The organism is Paenibacillus sp. TSM33 (assembly GCF_056099025.1).
In genome coordinates, this window is sequence record NZ_JBLZXB010000010.1 from 229,709 (window position 1) to 248,366 (window position 18,658).

General features: G+C 44.4%; 16 protein-coding genes. 10 read left to right on the top strand and 6 right to left on the bottom strand.

The features are described 5' to 3' along the window. Nucleotides 1-129 precede the first annotated feature (129 nt). A complete protein-coding gene (locus tag ACN6NF_RS04975; RefSeq protein WP_474315678.1) occupies nucleotides 130-1,029 on the bottom strand; it encodes an AraC family transcriptional regulator in 900 nt (299 codons plus the stop codon). A gap of 158 nt (nucleotides 1,030-1,187) precedes the next feature. Between ACN6NF_RS04975 and ACN6NF_RS04980 the strand changes: the two genes are divergently transcribed. The 3 genes from ACN6NF_RS04980 to ACN6NF_RS04990 all read left to right on the top strand — a co-directional run bounded on the left by ACN6NF_RS04980 (nucleotide 1,188) and on the right by ACN6NF_RS04990 (nucleotide 3,047). Further along, the gene (locus ACN6NF_RS04980; protein ID WP_474315679.1) at nucleotides 1,188-2,090 is read left to right on the top strand and encodes a DMT family transporter; all 903 of its coding nucleotides are present in this window, start codon (nucleotides 1,188-1,190) and stop codon (nucleotides 2,088-2,090) included. A 50-nt stretch (nucleotides 2,091-2,140) separates the two neighbouring features. Continuing rightward, on the top strand, nucleotides 2,141-2,473 hold the full coding sequence (gene csaA, locus ACN6NF_RS04985; RefSeq protein WP_474315680.1) for a chaperone CsaA: 333 nt from the start codon (nucleotides 2,141-2,143) through the stop codon (nucleotides 2,471-2,473). Between the two features lie 100 nt (nucleotides 2,474-2,573). Continuing rightward, entirely contained in the window at nucleotides 2,574-3,047 is a 474-nt protein-coding gene (locus ACN6NF_RS04990; protein WP_474315681.1) for a DinB family protein, read from the top strand. Between the two features lie 137 nt (nucleotides 3,048-3,184). Here the strand turns inward: ACN6NF_RS04990 and ACN6NF_RS04995 are convergent, their stop codons facing one another. Then, the gene (locus tag ACN6NF_RS04995; protein ID WP_474315682.1) at nucleotides 3,185-4,123 is read right to left on the bottom strand and encodes a DMT family transporter; all 939 of its coding nucleotides are present in this window, start codon (nucleotides 4,121-4,123) and stop codon (nucleotides 3,185-3,187) included. A gap of 109 nt (nucleotides 4,124-4,232) precedes the next feature. Between ACN6NF_RS04995 and ACN6NF_RS05000 the strand changes: the two genes are divergently transcribed. Further along, nucleotides 4,233-5,120, top strand: a complete 888-nt coding sequence (locus tag ACN6NF_RS05000) for an AraC family transcriptional regulator (RefSeq protein ID WP_474315684.1) — start codon at nucleotides 4,233-4,235, stop codon at nucleotides 5,118-5,120. Here the strand turns inward: ACN6NF_RS05000 and ACN6NF_RS05005 are convergent. After that, nucleotides 5,104-5,280, bottom strand: a complete 177-nt coding sequence (locus ACN6NF_RS05005) for a hypothetical protein (RefSeq protein ID WP_474315687.1) — start codon at nucleotides 5,278-5,280, stop codon at nucleotides 5,104-5,106. The two genes, ACN6NF_RS05000 and ACN6NF_RS05005, sit on opposite strands and share 17 nt — an antisense overlap. Before the next feature lie 337 nt (nucleotides 5,281-5,617). Here ACN6NF_RS05005 and ACN6NF_RS05010 point away from each other — a divergent pair, with 337 nt between their 5' ends. Beyond that, on the top strand, nucleotides 5,618-6,073 hold the full coding sequence (locus ACN6NF_RS05010; RefSeq protein WP_474315689.1) for a DinB family protein: 456 nt from the start codon (nucleotides 5,618-5,620) through the stop codon (nucleotides 6,071-6,073). A 169-nt stretch (nucleotides 6,074-6,242) separates the two neighbouring features. Further along, nucleotides 6,243-6,839: a hypothetical protein gene (locus tag ACN6NF_RS05015; protein WP_474315690.1), complete on the top strand. Its 597-nt coding sequence runs from the start codon at nucleotides 6,243-6,245 to the stop codon at nucleotides 6,837-6,839. Nucleotides 6,840-7,005: 166 nt separating this feature from the next. Here ACN6NF_RS05015 and ACN6NF_RS05020 read toward each other — a convergent pair whose 3' ends face one another. Next, nucleotides 7,006-7,557, bottom strand: coding sequence for a TetR/AcrR family transcriptional regulator (locus tag ACN6NF_RS05020; protein WP_474315692.1), 552 nt, complete (start codon nucleotides 7,555-7,557; stop codon nucleotides 7,006-7,008). A 164-nt stretch (nucleotides 7,558-7,721) separates the two neighbouring features. Between ACN6NF_RS05020 and ACN6NF_RS05025 the strand changes: the two genes are divergently transcribed. Further along, nucleotides 7,722-8,648 (top strand): ketopantoate reductase family protein, encoded by a 927-nt coding sequence (locus ACN6NF_RS05025; protein ID WP_474315693.1) that lies wholly within the window; start codon nucleotides 7,722-7,724, stop codon nucleotides 8,646-8,648. Between the two features lie 362 nt (nucleotides 8,649-9,010). Here ACN6NF_RS05025 and ACN6NF_RS05030 read toward each other — a convergent pair whose 3' ends face one another. After that, nucleotides 9,011-9,838: an HAD-IIB family hydrolase gene (locus tag ACN6NF_RS05030; protein ID WP_474315694.1), complete on the bottom strand. Its 828-nt coding sequence runs from the start codon at nucleotides 9,836-9,838 to the stop codon at nucleotides 9,011-9,013. A 76-nt stretch (nucleotides 9,839-9,914) separates the two neighbouring features. Here ACN6NF_RS05030 and ACN6NF_RS05035 point away from each other — a divergent pair, with 76 nt between their 5' ends. Beyond that, nucleotides 9,915-10,907 carry a LacI family DNA-binding transcriptional regulator gene (locus tag ACN6NF_RS05035; protein WP_474315696.1) on the top strand — a complete coding sequence of 331 codons (993 nt, stop codon included), beginning with the start codon at nucleotides 9,915-9,917 and terminating at the stop codon, nucleotides 10,905-10,907. 687 nt (nucleotides 10,908-11,594) lie between these two features. Here the strand turns inward: ACN6NF_RS05035 and ACN6NF_RS05040 are convergent. Further along, a complete protein-coding gene (locus tag ACN6NF_RS05040; protein WP_474315699.1) occupies nucleotides 11,595-12,911 on the bottom strand; it encodes an erythromycin esterase family protein in 1,317 nt (438 codons plus the stop codon). Between the two features lie 276 nt (nucleotides 12,912-13,187). On the opposite strand from ACN6NF_RS05040, the gene ACN6NF_RS05045 reads away from it, so the two are divergent. Then, a complete protein-coding gene (locus ACN6NF_RS05045; protein WP_474315700.1) occupies nucleotides 13,188-17,213 on the top strand; it encodes a DUF5695 domain-containing protein in 4,026 nt (1,341 codons plus the stop codon). Between the two features lie 135 nt (nucleotides 17,214-17,348). Next, the gene (melA, locus tag ACN6NF_RS05050) at nucleotides 17,349-18,647 is read left to right on the top strand and encodes an alpha-galactosidase (protein ID WP_474315703.1); all 1,299 of its coding nucleotides are present in this window, start codon (nucleotides 17,349-17,351) and stop codon (nucleotides 18,645-18,647) included. Nucleotides 18,648-18,658: the final 11 nt, after the last annotated feature.

Consider the following 18,658-nt stretch of genomic DNA (forward strand, 5'->3'; position numbering starts at 1 on the left):
CTCACCGACCACTGTGTAGGCAATATTTTTAAGCAAGTAATTTGGGTAAGGATAAAAGCAAGGGAGATGGCGAGCGCCATCTCCCTTTTTGTAGTTGTTAGGTTGCAATAAAAGCTGACACTGGTAACTTCATTCATCGATTATAAAATCATTTCTGAATTTCTGGAATTCTTTGGGTGTTTTTTTACAGTGTTTTTTAAAAGACTGAATGAAGTGATTTACGTGATTGAAGCCCACTTTGTGGGCTATTTCAGTAATGGTATATTGTGTTGAGGTTAATAACTCGCTGCTTTTCTTGATGCGGTATTTAATCAAGTAGTCGTAAGGTGTCATATGAATGGTTCGCTTAAAACTACGAGTACATTCCGAAACACTTAAATGTGCTATATCAGCAATTTCTTGCAGTGTTATGTTGTTTGCGTAGTTTTGATGGATAAAGCTAAGCATCAATTGAAGCCTTTCCTGTTGCAGTTTCATGTATTTAGGTGCTTCCTCAGAAGAAAGCGAAATATTAGATATTAAGATGAACCATAATTGTGCTGTTTTGATGGCTACTTCATATTCCCACCCCCAACTTTTTTTCATATCAAACTTCTGTTTCATATCCCACAGCATTTGCAAGATTTGAATTTGCCATTCAGCATCTCCTTTAATTACAAGTGACAGTAAGGAAGAGTTTGTATAAGGCAGTACATAATTTTTTTCCATCGCACTATCTGCATAAAAGCCCAGCAGCTTCTCCGGAAAATTAAAGCTGACATATTGACCGTGATGTGAAAGCTGGGTAGTCACGTGAAGAACACCCTTATTAATTAAAATAGCTTGACCTGTGTCTAAATCATGATCAATCCCGTTCACTTGTATCACTAGCTTTCCCCTTGTAACCAAAGTGATCTGTAGTTCTTCATGCCAATGTAGATCGTTAAATCCTCTACCTTTAGGAATACTTTCATAAACCGTATGAGTGTACATGATGTATGGAAATGAAACATCGGGATAGAGAATGGTCTCGTGCAGTTGTTTTTCCATTGAAGAAAGATTCCTTTCTTATGACGATATTCCTATATAAATAAAAGATATACTTACACAAAATAAATAAAAGCGGTGATATTATTATACTCAGTTCAGTTTATTATTCAATTGTTCTGTGCACAGAGAATTGGTCAAACACATCTGAGAGGATCATTATGAAAATAAATAAAATGTCTCTACCCTTACATCCGTATTTATTGCTGTTCATCAGTATTTTGTCGGTTTCCATTTCTTCCATCATGATAAAATCCTCAGATACTCCAACCTCCGTGGCTGGGATGTATAGATTGTATATTTCGGTCATAATAATGCTTCCTTTTGTACCCTGGAAAATGCTCCGTACCTCAGATATGACCAAAAAAGATTGGGGTACCGTTTTCATGGCTGGTCTTTTTCTCGGGTTACATTTATTATTCTGGATGGAATCTTTGGTATATACCTCAGTTGCGAGCTCCATGGTCATCTTATCATTACAGCCTTTATTTGTAATGATTGGTTCATACTTTATGTTCAGAGAACGAGTAAACCTATTCACTATTTTTTGCTTGATTGCTGCTCTTATCGGTTCAATCATCATAGCTTGGGGAGACATAGGGACTTCGAAAGGGGCACTAATCGGGGATGGATTATCTCTATTAGGAACAATCTTGGTTTCGGCTTATATGATAGCAGGACAGAAGTTAAGCCACAAAATAAGTGCAAATTTTTATAGTGTGATTGTCTTTTTTCTTGGCGGCAGTGTCCTGCTAGTCTACAATTTGGTGAATCATTATTCCTTGATCGAATATGACTCTTCCGATTGGATGTATTTCGTATTACTTGCAGTAATCCCAACTATTTTCGGGCAATATATTTTTAATCTGCTGTTGAAATCAATGGGAGCAACTACGGTGTCAGTGGGCATTATTGGAGAGCCTGCTCTCGCCATCCTTCTTGCCTATGTATTTTTGGGAGAAATCATGTCTGCATTTCAATTCATAGGTGGAATCATGACTTTGTTCGGTATGGGGATGTATTTTTGGGCAAAATCGCTAAAGTTTGCGGTTGTAAAATATTAAAATTGTCTACGGATTATCGTGAAATTTAAGAAGATGAGGAGAATACTTACATGGCAACGATTGATGATTTTTTGAAACTTGATATTCGGGTTGGAACCATAATTAACGCTGAGTTTTTTGCAGAAGCCAAAGTACCTGCTATTAAACTTGAAATCGATTTTGGACAAGATATTGGAATAAAAAAATCGAGTGCACAAATTACAAAAAGATATGTGGCGGAAGAAATTATAGGAGAACAAATCATAGCTGTAGTCAACTTTCCTCCTCGACGGATAGCAGGCTTTAATTCAGAGGTATTAGTCCTTGGAGGTATCCCCGAGAAGGGGGACGTGGTTTTATTGAAACCAGGTATTAAACTACCTGATGGAACGCCCATCGGATAATAAATTGTTCCTGTTCCTCTGTGGCCTTTTCATGAAGAAGGGAATTGGATGCAAGTATAGAATAATACTTTAGAAACTACTAAATTTGGAGGTTGGTAGCATGTCTGTAGTAGCTCAATATCTTCAGGAATGGCTAAGGCACAGATCGGTGTTGCAAGAATTGGTTGAAGTCATTCCCGATGAGCATATTGATTTTAAACCTTGGGACAATGCGATGCCCATGGGTTCCCTAATCGTTCACATAGCCAGTTCTATGGAAATGTTCGTGAAAACTGTAAAAAATGGCACCTTCACTCCACCGACAAAAATAGACGAATATCACACAATAGCCGATGTACGCAACATAGTCGATCAATTGACGGAGGAAACAATCCGAGAATTAAAGCAATTAAATGCTCAACAGCTAGAAAAGGAGATTGAATTTAAAAACTTCCTTGGTACTGGGAACTTCTGGCTATCCATGGCGAAAGACCATGAGATTCACCATAAAGGTCAATTATTTACGTATGTACGAATGGTTGGAGTAGAAAATGTACCTTTTATGATTAAGCAACCACCTCAAAATAAAAATTAACGTTCGATGTATTATCTAACGAGCTCAACATCTCAAACAGTAACTTTATAAATATAATGAGACGGCAGCCATAAAAACGGCTGCCGTTTTCTCCATTAACGAGCAGTTTTATCCTAATGCCTCCCCATAAGCTTAGCTTACTCAGAGAGCGGGATATCTTCTTTTGATTGGGTATTTGAAGAAGGCTTTTTATTGAATGCCAATAACAATATCAGTCCGATGATACATATTACACCCACCCATTGGAAAAAACCAAAAGGCTCTTTTAACCAAAATACAGTTGTTAGAACAGCAGCTAGAGGTTCCAGACTACTTAGAAAGCTTGTTTCTTTTGGTGAAAGACTCTGTAAGCTTTCTATATAGAACCAAAATGCGATCATTGTGCCGAATATGATAACGAACGATAGATATAGATAGGTTTCTAGTGTCAAGCTTTGAAAGTCTATCTGCCAGGGTGGATGGATCAAGCTTAGTCCAAAACCGCCGATGACCATCGCCCAACCCACTATAACTAGGGAATCGTATTGCTTCAGCAGAGGTATTGCGTATAAGGTATAAAAAGCTAAGGCTATCGCTGATAAGATACCCCAAACGATTGCGGCCGTCGGAACGGATAGCTGAGAAATGGAACCGTTTGTTAGCAAGAAGAAACAACCCACTACAGCAAGGAAAATAGCTGATAAATCTTTTCGTGTGAAGACAGTGTGCTTTCGCAGAGTTAAATAGATGATAATCATTATAGGCGCTAAATACTGTAATAGTGTCGCAACAGCAGCATTACCACGTTGGATCGATGCCATATACGTATATTGAACCGATAGCATACCAACCAAACCGTAGACAATGAGTTGGAAAGCAGTCCTTCTATTTTTCCATACAGCCCATATTTGTGTACGGTCTTTTATTAAAAATTGAAGGGCCAAGAGTAAAACACCAGCTATGAGCAAACGTGTTGTTACAAGCCAATTTACATCGATTTGTTGAAAAAGTTTTTTTGCAACGGTCCCACTGATCCCCCAAAATATAGCTCCAGTGATAACGAGAAATAATCCTGTTTTTCTAGCTGGTTTATCCATGAATATTCTCCACCTTGAAATATAATAATAGTGTTATAATAGGTGAAAAATATTTTAAATTATACCTGAATTTGATGATAAAATATAAATATATTGAGGTCTTGATAATTTGCAAATAAAAAATTTCATGATTGGCCAAAACCTAAAAGAACTAACCGAGCATCGGACGGTCGTACTACCGATTGCATGCTATGAAACAACGATAAGCCAAAATATACATGGATATATCCCCCTGCATTGGCATGATGAAATTCAATTTGTTCTGGTTGTAAAAGGGGAGGCGATCTTCCAAATAAATGAGGATAAACGAATCGTACGACAAGGTGATGGGTTATTTATAAATAGTGGCTGCCTACATATGGCGGAAGATCAGAATGAATCGGGTTGCGTCTATGTCTGTTTGAATGTTTCTCCTCATTTCGTTTTATCACAAGAGCTTTATACACCTTACGTAGCTCCTTACATTCAAGCGACGAATTTACCTTATGTATACATAGATTCTGACGAGCTTTGGGGGAAAAACATCGTAGATGCTATGTTGAAGATTAATCAATGTATTCAACATAAATCTCCATACTATGAAATCGATATTACGATGTATTTAACATTAATTTGGAAAAACCTAGTCATGAATGGCTTTCCATTAGAATACGACCAGGTGGAAATGGTAAAGAGTCAACGGATCAAACAAATGTTAAACTGGATCTATTTGCATTATGCTGAAAAAGTCACATTAGATGATATTGCAAAAGCGGGTCAATTGAGTCGTTCGGAGTGCTGCCGATATTTCAAACGAATTTTAAAGGTAACTCCGTTGAATTATGTCATGGATTATCGGATTCAAAAAAGTTTAGGCTTATTGCAACAAGCAGAATCTAACGTTACAGAAGTTGCCTATAAGGTCGGATTCAACAGTACCAGCTATTTTATAGAAAGATTTAGAAAAGCGATGAATATGACACCATTAGCCTACAAAAAATCTAAACTGGATGATTGATAATTAGGGATTTGATACCCATGGATGAACGCTGCTGCGGAGTGTAGGAATTGGACTCGCTTAATAAATCAAACAGGACTTCAATTTGCTCAAAATCGTCTTCTGGTAATTTATTTTCACCATCTCCATAGACGCCACTCGCGGTCGGAGTGCTTTCCATCGCTGTTGTGCCTGGATTTTTTAATCTTACTAAAAAGGTTGGCATTGGGGCACAAAAGCGAACGCTATCGCTTGTACAGCACCATTCTCCACTTCGTTCCTGTTCAACTTGGCCGACTTCTTACAAATCTTACAAACAACCTTATCCTAAACGTTACAGGTAGGTCTGCAACAACGAGATATCATTCCGAGTCAAGTTTGATTCAAATGGCTTTAGTCCCGATCAAGGGTTTTGTGCAGTTCGTAGAGAATAGTCGTAACAAGAACAACAAATGAAGGTTAAACTAACGTGATACATTAGGTACAAGTAATCGATGAAAGAAGAGAGGGAGACCGAAATGAAGACAATCAAGTGCATGATGGACCACCTATACTGGGCGGACGGACGCATCTTACACGCCCTCGAGGAGAGTAAGACGAAGAACAAGGAGCTTCTGAAGCTGGTTCGACACGTTGCGGTCGCAGAACGAGTCTGGCTGGACCGATTGCAGGGCATGGGCAGCTCGCAATATTCGTTGTGGGAGGAAACGGAAGACCTGACGGCGATCAGGACGATGTTCGAGGAAAACGCCGAGCAATATCGCGTCTATATCGAAGGGCTCGAGGAATTCGAGTTGGATGAGATGATTGACTATGGGAACCAGAGCGGGGTTCCGTTCCGAACGTCTGTTCGGGACGTCTTGTTGCAGGTCCTCTTACATGGGCAATATCACCGGGGACAGATCAACCGGGCACTTCGGATCGAATCGGGAGAGCCTGCCCAAGTCGATTACATCACGTTCACGAGACTCTAACGGGGAACGATAGCTCAACTGGATTGAGGCTTATGCAGCAGGAAACCACGGGATACCGTGGTTTTTTTGTTGCCACTTCTTCCAGTATCTATAGTTTATAATGGAGATGTTATGAAAGAAGACCTGGGTAGAGGAGAGATAGATCATCACGGATTCAAACTTCATTGGCATGCTTCCCGACATCGAGGAGAGCAGACGTATATTTCAAGCTGCAGCCATCCTGGACGCTATCCTTATGCCGGAGTGGGAATACCGATATTATTCGTACAACGCCCATTGGGATGAGAATGAACAGATGGCATCGATGAGGGACGGCGAAGGGGATCACTATTTTGCGCTGTTTCAGCCAAACGGACTGATCATCAAAGGGTTTGACCAGCGGTTTAATCTGGTGCATGGGCCACATGATGTGCTGCAAGGCGTGCCTAACGAATTTGGGGGATTTCTAAGGGAACCAGCGTTTATTATGGATGAGACTACATTTTGCACATGGAAGTTGCAAGGCAGCCAGGCATGGTCCGCAAGTAAGGAACTGGATGCCGAAGCCTACGAACTTTTGCATGTTTTAAACGGCAAAGCGGATTATTATTATGTTTGGGCAACGGAGTATTACGAGATTTCACTGGACCGGTCGCTCGTACAGCGAATATTCGATATGGAGCCGTTGGATGGGAAAATGCTAAAAGGACTAAATGAGGAATTAGAATTAGCTGATCTTGAAGAGGACATCCAGGAAATAGGCTATCCGGTAAAAAGGGAAGATTGAAAAATAGCATGTACATAGACATTTCCTATTGAAAGTCGCTATTTAAGCGGCTTTTTTTATTATATCGGTGTCAGAAGAATATAAAATTCTAGACTGATGACGAATCATTAAGCTAACGGGCAGGATAGTTGCAACGACGATGTTATACTTGGATTAGTAATTAAGTTCACCATAGCTGCAGCCGTGCTTCCAGTATCTTAGTCATCTGTTCGACCATCTCTTCTGGCGTATACGGCATGGATTCGACGATCCACCACTCAATCAAACCCGTAACGGAAATGGATAAGAATTGCGCCATCACATCTTGATGGATACCCGTTTCCAGATTCATGTAGTTCACCACCACGGTAATATTTCCCTTAATGAACTGTGTCATACGATGTCTGAAAGTTGGAATGCCTTTGTTGGTCATCAACACACGGTAGATCGATGCATGCTCCTTCAGATACGTGAACGCACGAATCAGCAGCTCCCGGGATAGTTCAGTGGCTCCTCCTTCCTCCTGTAAACAGCTGTCAACAAGCATCATCAGATACGTTTCCACGCTCTGTTCCAGCAGGTCATATTTGTCTGTGAAATGCAAATAGATTGTTCCGCGGTTGACATTGGCCCGATCCGCAATCCCTTGAATGGTGATCTTCTCAAAATCCTGCCCCTCCAACAACTCGATGAACGCTTGCATAATCATTTGTCTTGATCGCTCGATGCGTCGATCCATGTTTTTCCCCTCTTTCTTGAACATATCCAGCTTTCGTTGTTCATTTCTCAACAAAAGCAGTTACGATTAGCCATTGCGCTTGCTTTAGTTCCAATGATACCTTGATTGTAGTACACAGGTGTTATATATTCAACATCTGTTAATTGCATGGGGAGGGGACTATATTGAACATACTTGTGTACGGTGCAGGTGTGCAGGGAAGCTATCTGGCACATGTCCTGGTAAAGGGCGGTCATGACGTGACTGTATTGGCAAGAGGAAAGCGAGCGGAGGAACTGGAAAAGGAGGGACTGGTCATTCGGCATTACCTTCAGCGCAAGACAACTGTCGATCGGGTTCGTGTAATTCGTAGACTGGAGTCAGGTGACGCGTATGACTTGATCTTCGTCATGATGAAATATTCAGACTTCGAGGCTGTGCTACCGATCCTCGCAGAAAACGTTAGCCGTCATATTGTAATGGTAGGCAATAATATGGATACCTACGCCATGCAGGACTATTTGAGTAAACATGGACAGTCGCCCAAACAGGTCGCTTTTGGATTCCAAGCTACCGCAGGTACACGTACCGACGGACGAGTCATTTGCATCCGTGGCGGCCACGGGCAGATGGTCATCGGGGGACTGAACAGCCCCATTCCGTTCCGTTCCCTGCTGGAGCAGGCATTCAAACGAACTAAGTACAAGCTCAACTATCATGATCAGATCGATGCCTGGCTAAAAAATCACATGGTGTTAGTCGTGCCCATGAACATGGTCATTCTGTTCCATGGCTTCCAAATGAAACAGGTTGTTCGTGACGAGAAGAGATTGCGTCAGTTGGTGGCGGCGATGGGGGAGGGCTTTCACGTACTGGATTCATTGGGGTACCCGCTGACCCCGGTGGGTCAAGCATCTTGGATTATCAGGTATCCACGCTTAGTTCGCTGGGCCCTAAAGCTTTTCTTCTTGCTCCCGATTAGTCGGTTGATTGATGGGACGGATGTGGAGCTTAATGCGTTGAATTACACATTCGCCGAGTTGAGGACCAGGTCGGATGTGCCTACGCCGAACTGGGATGCTTTGGAGGCGGAGCGGATTATCCAATCGTAGTTGCCGCGATTTGCTGCCCCGCCATAGGAGGAGGAATCGAATAGATACAAGAAGTTAATTAGAAAAAATTCGTGATGCTCAAAGAAAAGAACTAAGTATACCGATTCAAAGTCAGTCCCTAAAAACATGATTGAACTAACGGGATACGATAGTTCAATACAAACAAGAAGGCAGCCGATCAAAGTGATTGGCTGCCTTTGTTTAACTAATGGGCAGGATGGAGTGACTTTTGTATAGAAAATTAAAGACGAACGAATCAAGTTCGTACGCAAGATCTAGCGATGCGCTTTGAAGTGCCTGTTCGCACGATTTACCGGGACTTAGATCGGCTAAATATAGCTGTGCAAACGCCATAATATGAATTACTCCCCAAAGAAATTCCTGCATACATGCAAAATTCCCTCGGCGTAAGGATAAGGGGCAACGTTGTTGTGGCATGACTTTGCCTCTGCCGTTGCATTCTGGAGAAGATATCCATGGGCAACCATCTGAAGCATCTCGATGTCATTTCCACTGTCACCGAAAGCCAATGTTTTGGACAGGAGTACCTGACTATAATCCATCAGGAATTGCACAGCCGCTTTCTTTCCAGTTCCTGCGGGGATAAAATCGACATCATATGCGTGCTCCGGATCACCCGCCTTGGGATTGCAAATATTGATATTAATTCCGATCCCATGATTTGCAGCCAGATGCCTGATGATACGTATATCATATTGGGTTTTGACTGCTGATATCGGATAATAATAGTAGTTCATTTTGTATCGCGATTGACCCAATTGAGTCTGTTCGTGAAGAACAATGTTGAATGTTGATTTTAATTCGCTAATTAAATCTTCTACATCTCTTCGAGAGAATCCGGAGGCCCTTATGATCTTTGCCCATGAAGGAACAGCGACCAGTTGTCCGTCAGGCTCGACTTCCCACAACTCTGTGCCCAGATTGCTCGCTATAAAATGGGGGAGCTGCGTCATACCGGCTATATTCATTTTTGCTTGTATTTGCTGAACACTACTTCCGGTGACCCAAGCTATCTTTACCTGATGATTTCTGGCAAGCTGCTGGAGGTATTGTTCCAGTTCGTACACCATTTTGAGTTGTTCAGGCAAACATTCATGCGGGTAATACGTTTCGTCAAAATCAAACAATATCAGATATTCGGTTACAGCGGGGGTATATATGACTTTCATGAGTGTGGCCCCTCCTATAGTTTGTTAACGATATCATAGTTGCAGGGAACGTTCCCAGGTCAATACTTTAAATGAGGTGTTAATTTTGCCCACCATAATTGATATTTCACGTGTAAGTGGTCTCTCCAAGTCGACGGTATCACGTGTTTTAAATGACCATCCTCATGTATCTATTGAAAGCAGACAAAAAGTACAGAAAGCCATTACGGAGCTGGGATATGTCCGCAATACGCAGGGGGTTCAGTTGCGTTTACAGGCAAGCAATCATATCGGTGTGCTTGTCCCGGATGTGGAACATCCCTATTTCAGTCAGCTTGTTAGTGCATTAAGTCGATCTTTAGGCTCAATGGGGTATCAACTTGTCATCTATCAGACTGAATTATCCCGGGAGTATGAACGTGATGTGTATGCCCGATTGGCACGCCGAGAAATGGATGCCGTGGTCATTGCGCATTCCCATTTCTCAGAGAGAGAAATTAAAGAATATATAGGCTCTTACATTGGAATTATATGCAACGAAGCGATGGACGGAGAGTTTCTTGATGTCTTTCGATTGGATGAAGAAGATGCGGTCTTTCAAGCGACAGCATATTTGCTGTCCAAGGGGCGCCGTCATCTGTTTTTCTGTATGGATCACCTGACACAATTGCAAGAGAAAAGATGGAATGGGTTTCAACTGGCTCACCAACAATTCGGTCTTGCCTGTACGAAATCACAATGTTATACGGGTCTGATGACTATGGAAGATGGTTATGCCTTGGGAGAACAATTATTTACTTCTGATCAATTGCCGGATGGAGTGATAACAGGTAGTGACTTTGTAGCTACTGGTTTATTGAAAGCAGCAAAGCAGAGGGGGATATCTGTGCCTCAAGAGATGTCCCTCATCGGATTTGATAACCACCCTGTAGGATTAATGACTAATCCGGAACTGACCACATTAACCAATCGTATTCCTGATATGGTAAGGGATGTTACGGAATGTCTTGCCCAGCGATTGAAGGGGATGCGATCTGCTCCTATAACGAAAATTTACAAGACTTCGTTGATTATACGTAATTCTACTTAAAAAAAGTGAAGTGAAAGACAAAGAAAAAGAAGGATAGTGAAATCCTTCTATCGGTCAGAAATGATACATGTTTGAAGAGGAAATGAAGCGTTACTAGATCTCTCGTTGAGGTACTTGAATTTCTAGACAAAATGGAAGCATTTTTAAACAAGGAGATATTCAGTGGTTCTTTTACACTGAAGGAGAAAGAATGGAAAGCAGGTTCCAGATGAATTTACCGTCCTTCATGTTCCTAGTCAAATCTATGCGGTATTCGATATAGTCGTGAGACGATTTTTGTTGTATTTATCACAGAAATGATTCAACTAACGGTAAAGATACACTGTTGCGGCAAATGTCCCCCTCTTTCATTGAAGTAACGGGCGATCACTTCCCAAGACCGACAGGACCGGAAATTGTAGAATGAGCAAGGAACCAGGCACATCCGTCCGCTATATGCACCAGACGGAAAGTCAGGAGATAGGGGTGTTTCTCCAGATTTCCGTGATGGGGACATCCCTTTTTCGATAAATGCATAAAAACTAACGGACCGTTTAGTTCAATAGAAAAGCAGCAAGCTCAGACTAATAAAAATAAAGTCCGTGCCTGCCGCTTTTTGTATTGAGCCAGTCTTATAGTTATTATCCGAAGCCTGACGGTAAACGTTACCCAGCCATCCAGCATCCCACAGACGTTTCTTGCGAGCTGTTATTCTGAAAATAAAGCATCCGTTGCAACCGGCTGAAGGATAGGCAGTGGCTGAAGGGCAGTGGTCCGATCGAGATGAACAAACGCATTATAACGATCCGCCATGCTGGAAGGCACGTAATTGCCGAACCGCTCATGAGCAGGCTCATATACCACACCGATGGCACGGTGGCCAATGGTCGTATGCAGCATGGAAGATGCATCGGAGAGCATTATCATGCCATTTCGGCCGCCTCCCGCCTGGTGCATGTAATACTCCCAGCTTCCTGGCTGTCCGGGCGGGACGGTCATCTTCTCAACCGGAGATCCCCAAGCTCTTCCAGCCAGTACCTCGCCCTGATAGGTCCCGAAGCCAATGGCAAACACCCGATGTTCTGGATCCTCCCGCAGCAGCTGACCCACATTAACCATGCCATCCGCCATCATATCCGTTGCCCGCGCATCACCGATATGCGTATTATGCTCCCAGACAATGGCTTTTGCCGAGGCCCCGTAATAGGACATGATTCGCTTCAGGGATTCAACCATATGTTTGTCCCGTATATTCCAGGACTGTGGGCCGCCCCGGACCATCGTACGATAGTAGGCCTCCGAGCTGGAAGTGACGAGCATGTTCACCTCCGCATTCAGCTCTTCCTCACTTCCCGGATACGCCATGCGCCGGCTCTGCATCTGCTGTAGCAGCTCAACCACTTCTTTCTCACAGCTCTCCGAGAGCAGTCCTGCCGCAATGCCATAAGACTGATGGTCCCTGCTATATGGATCGAAACAGGCGTATGTCCTGCGGGCCTGCTTCAGTTGGGGAGAATGGGTCTCCTCCAAATAACCGATAATTGCTTCCATCGATTCCCATAACGAGTACATATCAATGCCATAAAATCCAACCTTCGAACGGGCACTGCCGCCGCCGTGATTCGCCTCATTGTACGCCTTGAGCCACTCCGCGAAATTACGAATGTCCGTATTCGCCCACATCCACGTAGGCCAGCGGGTAAAATCACCCAGTGCATCAGCTGCCGAGGAATCGGCCCCCTCCATCCCTTTAACATACCGGTTCACCCGATAAGCAGAGGGCCAGTCTCCTTCCACACCGATAATGTTAAAACCCTTGCTTGTAATGAGCTTCTTCGAAAGCTCGGCCCGAACTCGGTAGAAATCAGAAGTCCCATGGCTCGCCTCACCGAGCAGCACAATATCTGCATCTCCGATGGCCTGAACCATGCGGTCCAGATTCTCCATTCCATCCAATGGGATAAATAATGCATTCAGCTCTTTCAAATAAGCGTTTTGCTCTGGTGGATTATCATTCGAATTCATGAAGTTGTTCCCTCCTACAGACGGTATGAGTGAATTATTTCCGATTTATCCATTCATTAATCCAAAACATGGTGTTTGTTGGTATGAAGGATTCATTCCACGATTAGGTTGAAATCCTATATAAATCGGTTGAAAATGTTGATTTTACCAATGGACAAGGCTTTGTACAATAGAGTTGTAGCGCTTACATTTCCAAGGAGGTTGCGGCAAAATGAAGAGACTTCAGGTGATTGACAAGCAAATCAGGACCCCGAGATCGAAAAGGAGGCCGTGTTGATGAAATTTAAGGGAATATTGGCGGCATTTTTGTTTTTAACCACAGCGTCTGTGTTGTTTGGGGCGCATACGGCAGAGGCCCATGAACTATCCAATGACAAGCTGACGATTCAGACAGGCGAGCATGGCGAGATTTCATCTATTCGTATTAAAGGAGATGCGTTTCCGACTGAATATGTCATGAACGCAACGGTGACCCCTGAGCAGAACACGGCAGATCATCAGTGGCTAGGGGAGCTGATGTTCACGTACCGACTAGATGAAGGTAGCTGGACGAAGGCATGGACGAATAAGTCGGCAGACGCACGTAAGATTACGACCAGCGGCAACCGTGTTACGGTTACGTACGAGAATTCAAATAATGCAGAAGGCATACGCAATTTTAAAGTCATTGAAACCTATTCGGCGGAGTCGAATGGTTCGGTACTGTGGAACATACAGGTACAGAATACGAGTGGCAAAAAATTAGAGATTGGCGATTTTGGATTGCCGTTACCTTTTAATGAGCAGTGGACCTACGGTGATGCGATTTACGAAACGAGAGTCGTGACGCATTCCTTTGTCGGCAATAACAGCTCCTATATTACAGCTGGGCGCCCCAGCGGCATTGGTTCTTCCCTGTTATTGATCCCTGATTCCACAACAGGCGCTGGGTTTGAGTATCAGGATCATTGGCGAGATGAGGAGCATCCGGGCAGCAAGTGGGCCTGGAATCCGGCCAACGAAGGCAAATGGCTGGAGGGATTGAATGTATTTTATATTCATTCCAATGTCATCAAGTCCACCAACCGTGGATATTTACCCAACACGAGTCTAATCCTGAATCCCGGTCAAAGCAAAAACTATGGCTTCAAGTTTCTGGCGGTGAAGGACGAGCATGATGTAAAAGATACGTTGTATCAAGAAAACTTGGTGGATACTACGGTCGTACCGGGCATGATTGTACCTACAAACCAAAAGGCGAAGGTGGATCTGCGTACCAAGCAAACGATCAACAAGGTGACCTATCCAGACGGAACCGTTATTCCGCAGACGGATAGCAAGGCCGGAGGACACCACATTTATGAACTGAAATTTACTAAGCTGGGCCCGAATTTCATTACGGTGGAATACGGCAATGGCAGCAAAACGGTTTTACAATTCTATGCCATCGAGCCGATTGATCAGGCTTTGCAACGGCACGCTACCTTTATGGTAGACAAAACCCAGTGGAACGTACCAGGTGATTTACGTGATAAGGTATTTGACGATTGGATGATGCATACCAAATCCAAACGCAATATTTTTAACGGCTATTGGGGCTGGGGGGACGATTGGGGTCTGACCCACGGACAGTTCCTGGCTGAGAAAAACACGCTTTCTCCAGTCGCCAAAGAGGTGCGGGCTGTGGACGATTATTTGGAGACGGCGATCTGGACGAATTTGATGAATGGACATCATGAGGATTATTTAATTCATGATTTCCTGATGCCGGAGCCGAATGATACACCGACCTATCGGGGATATGCATACCCGCATGTATACAACACGTATTTCAGCATGTACAAAATTGCCAAGGAATACCCGGATCTCGTCACTTACAAGCATCCGAAGGAAACCTATTTGCTGCGGGCCTATAACATTTTCAAAGCATTGTATGAAGGACCCATTGCGTACAACTGGGAAACAGGTTTGATGGGCGAGCTGACCACGCCGGATATTATTCAGGCCCTGCATGATGAAGGCTACGATGATGAAGCGAATGATCTCAAGGAAAAAATGGATCGCAAATATAACAATTTTAAAAATACAAAGTATCCTTATGGTTCCGAATATAGCTACGACAATACAGGCGAAGAGGCTGTATATACGTTAGCCAAGCAGAATATAGATACAGAGGGAGAGAAAAGTAAAGCCCTGGAAATGATGGGTAAAATCAATGCCAAAACTCGTGCGTCTCGCGGTCATATGCCTGTATGGTACTACTATACCGATCCGGTGACGATTACCGGGGAGAACTGGTTTAACTTCCAGTACACGACTTCACTTGCGGGATATGCGATGGATGACTGGATTCGTCATCATGAGGACAATCATCGTGAGGAGCAACAACGGCTGTCCTATGCTGCCAAAATTGCCAATGTCGGAGCGATTAACTCCGGGCAAATCGGCTCGGACCCTGAGAACATCGGGGCGGTCGCATGGACGTATCAAGCGGAAAAAGGCAATAACGGAACAAACGGCACCGGCGGCGGTAAAAATGTCCCGCTCTTTAACGGCTGGCGCGGCATGAGCGGTGAGGCCGACCTCGGATTGTTCGGTGCACTTAAAACCTTAAGCGCGGATATCGCGGTTGATCCGATATTCGGATTGACGGGCTACGGTGCAGAGGTGAGTAAAAGCGGTAACGTGTATACGATCAAGCCGCTGGATGGATTGTTCAAACGGGTCAATTTGATCACGGAAAAGCTGTATATCGAGCTGGAAAAGGACCAGTATACAGAAGCCAAGCTGGCAACTTCCAAGGATTATGTATGGTTTCAATTGAAAAATCAAACGCCGGGCCAAGCTCATTCTACGTACGTTACATTTGATGGTTTAAAGAAAGGAACGTACCTGGTTAAAGTGGGGGGACAATCGCAAGGCAAGTTTAATGCGTATGCACCAACCAATAAGCTTAAATTGGAAATTGGTACAGCATCCTCCTATACGGTAGAGCTGACACCAACCACACCTGATCCCAACAAAGCACCTGTCGTTAATGCAGGTAAAGATTCCAAGGTGAAGCTACCGGATCAGATTATTTTGAAAGGTACGGCTACAGATGACGGGCTTCCGCAAGGAAAAGTGACAAGCGAGTGGAGTCTGGTTGAAGGACCACAGAACGCGAAGGTCACATTCAGCAGCAAAACATCACTACGTACGAAGGTGGATGTTTCCGAGCCAGGAACGTATATTTTCAAGCTGACAGCCAGTGATTCCCTGTTATCAGGAGAGGCTAAGGTAACTGTGATCGCTGAACCAGCGGCACCGTTACCAGAACGGCTTGCCGTTTACAAGTTTGACGAAACCAGCGGTGCTCTTGTTGCGGATTCATCGGATAGCGGCAATGATGCTACCGTTAAGGGGACCGTGGCATGGGCTGCGGGTAAAACAGGCAATGCTGTCAGCCTGAATGGCAAGGACAGCTATGTGCAGCTTCCGGCAGGAATTGTCAGTCGGGCACAGCAATTGACCGTATCCGGCTGGGTCAAGGCGAACAGCCTGAGTGATTATGTGCGGATTTTTGACTTCGGCTCCGGGACCAATGAATATATGTTCCTGACCCCTAAAGCCGGGAACCGGATGCTATTTGCCATTACGAATCAGGGTAACGGGCAAGGCCAGGAACAGACGATTGATGCCCCTGTATTGCCGACAGGCGTATGGAAGCATGTTGCGGTCACACTTTCGGGCTCCACAGGTATTTTGTACGTGGATGGAAAAGAAGTGGGACGCAATACCAACTTGACCCTGAATCCAACCAGTCTGGGACAGACGAAAAATAATTTTATCGGTAAGTCCCAGTACCCTGATCCATATTTCAATGGTCTGGTGGATGACTTCCGCATCTACAGCCGTGCTTTGAATGCAAGCGAGGTAGCAGGTCTGGCCTCCGGTACAGCACAAAGTCTGGTGGCAACTGAGGACATCACTGCGTTAAAAGAGGTGAATGTAACAACTCATGTGGGTGAAAAACCTGAACTGCCAAGCGTAGTGGAAGCTACGTATGGAGAAGGCTCTACGAAATGGGTAGCTGTGGAATGGGAGGATATAGCTCCTGCACAATATGCTGCTCCAGGTTCGTTTGAGTTGAAGGGCAAAGTAGAAGGGACAGAGTTAAAGGCAATTGCGAAGGTAACCGTGATTGAGGCAGGGGCTGTGGTTTCACCACCAACTCCGGTTAGCCCGGAGACTTCAGTAACTCCGTCAACTATGACATCCCCGGTTACATCTGCCTTGCCGCCTCGGCTTATCAAGCCAGCTAAATTAGCGGGAGTATCCTGAATGGGAGGCAACAACGCATAATCATGGCTAACCTTTCCCATCGTCACCTTCTTCCTACAAAGGGGGGAGTGGCGATGGGTATCCTTGCATTTGAGGTGCAAGGCTGCGAACAAATAGGTGAATGGGGGACGGAGTATGAGCAAGATTACATTTCTGGGTGCAGGCAGTACGGTATTTGCTAAAAACGTGCTTGGCGATTGTATGTTGACGCCTGCTTTGCAGGGCTTCGAACTGGCGTTGTTCGATATTGACCCCGTGAGGCTGAAGGATTCGGAAAATATTTTATCCAATTTGAAAAAAACAACGGGGAGTATCTGTGTGATCCGCTCTTATACTGACCGCAAGGAAGCATTGCGTGGAGCAGCCTATGTAGTAAATGCTATTCAGGTGGGCGGCTATGATCCGTGTACGATTACGGATTTTGAGATTCCCAAAAAATACGGTCTGCGCCAAACGATTGCCGATACGGTCGGCATTGGCGGCATTTTCCGCAATTTAAGAACAATTCCGGTGATGCTCGATTTTGCGGCAGACGTACGTGAGGTATGCCCGGATGCACTGTTCCTCAACTATACGAATCCGATGGCTGTGTTGACGAACGTGATGAACGTTCATGGCGGTGTCCGAACAGTAGGGCTATGTCATAGCGTACAGGCGTGTATACCCGAGTTGTTCAAAAGTCTTGGACTGGAGCAGGCAGGGGTAAAGGCGAAAATCGCAGGCATCAATCATATGGCGTGGCTGCTCGAAGTGAGCAAGGACGGAGTAGATTTGTATCCTGAGATTAAAAAACGGGCTGCCGCCAAGCAGCAGGAAAAGCATCCTGATATGGTGCGCTTTGAAATGATGCTGAAATTCGGCTATTACATTACAGAATCGTCCGAGCATAACGCAGAGTATCATCCGTATTTTATCAAACGAGCATATCCTGAGCTTATTGAACGCTTCAATATTCCTTTGGATGAATACCCGCGCCGCTGCGTGAGCCAGATTGAACGCTGGGAGACGATGCGTGAGGAACTTTTGGGCAATCAGGATCTGCGTCATGAACGGTCGAACGAATATGCTTCTTATATATTTGAGGCGATCGAAACCAATCAGCCTTTTGCCATTGGCGGTAATGTGATGAATACAGGTTTGATCACCAATCTGCCGAAGGAAGCCTGTGTAGAGGTACCTTGTTTGGTCAATCGTAATGGGGTTATACCGACCTTTGTCGGGGATTTGCCGCCCCAATGTGCTGCACTGAACCGAACGAATATCAACACCCAGCTGTTAACGATTGAAGCTGCGATTACGGGGAAAAAAGAACATATTTATCACGCCGCTATGCTGGACCCGCACACCTCAGCTGAGCTATCCATGGATGATATCGTTTCTCTGTGCGACGATCTGATTGCAGCGCACGGGACATGGCTTCCCGCTTATGTGTAAGGGAGGCCGAT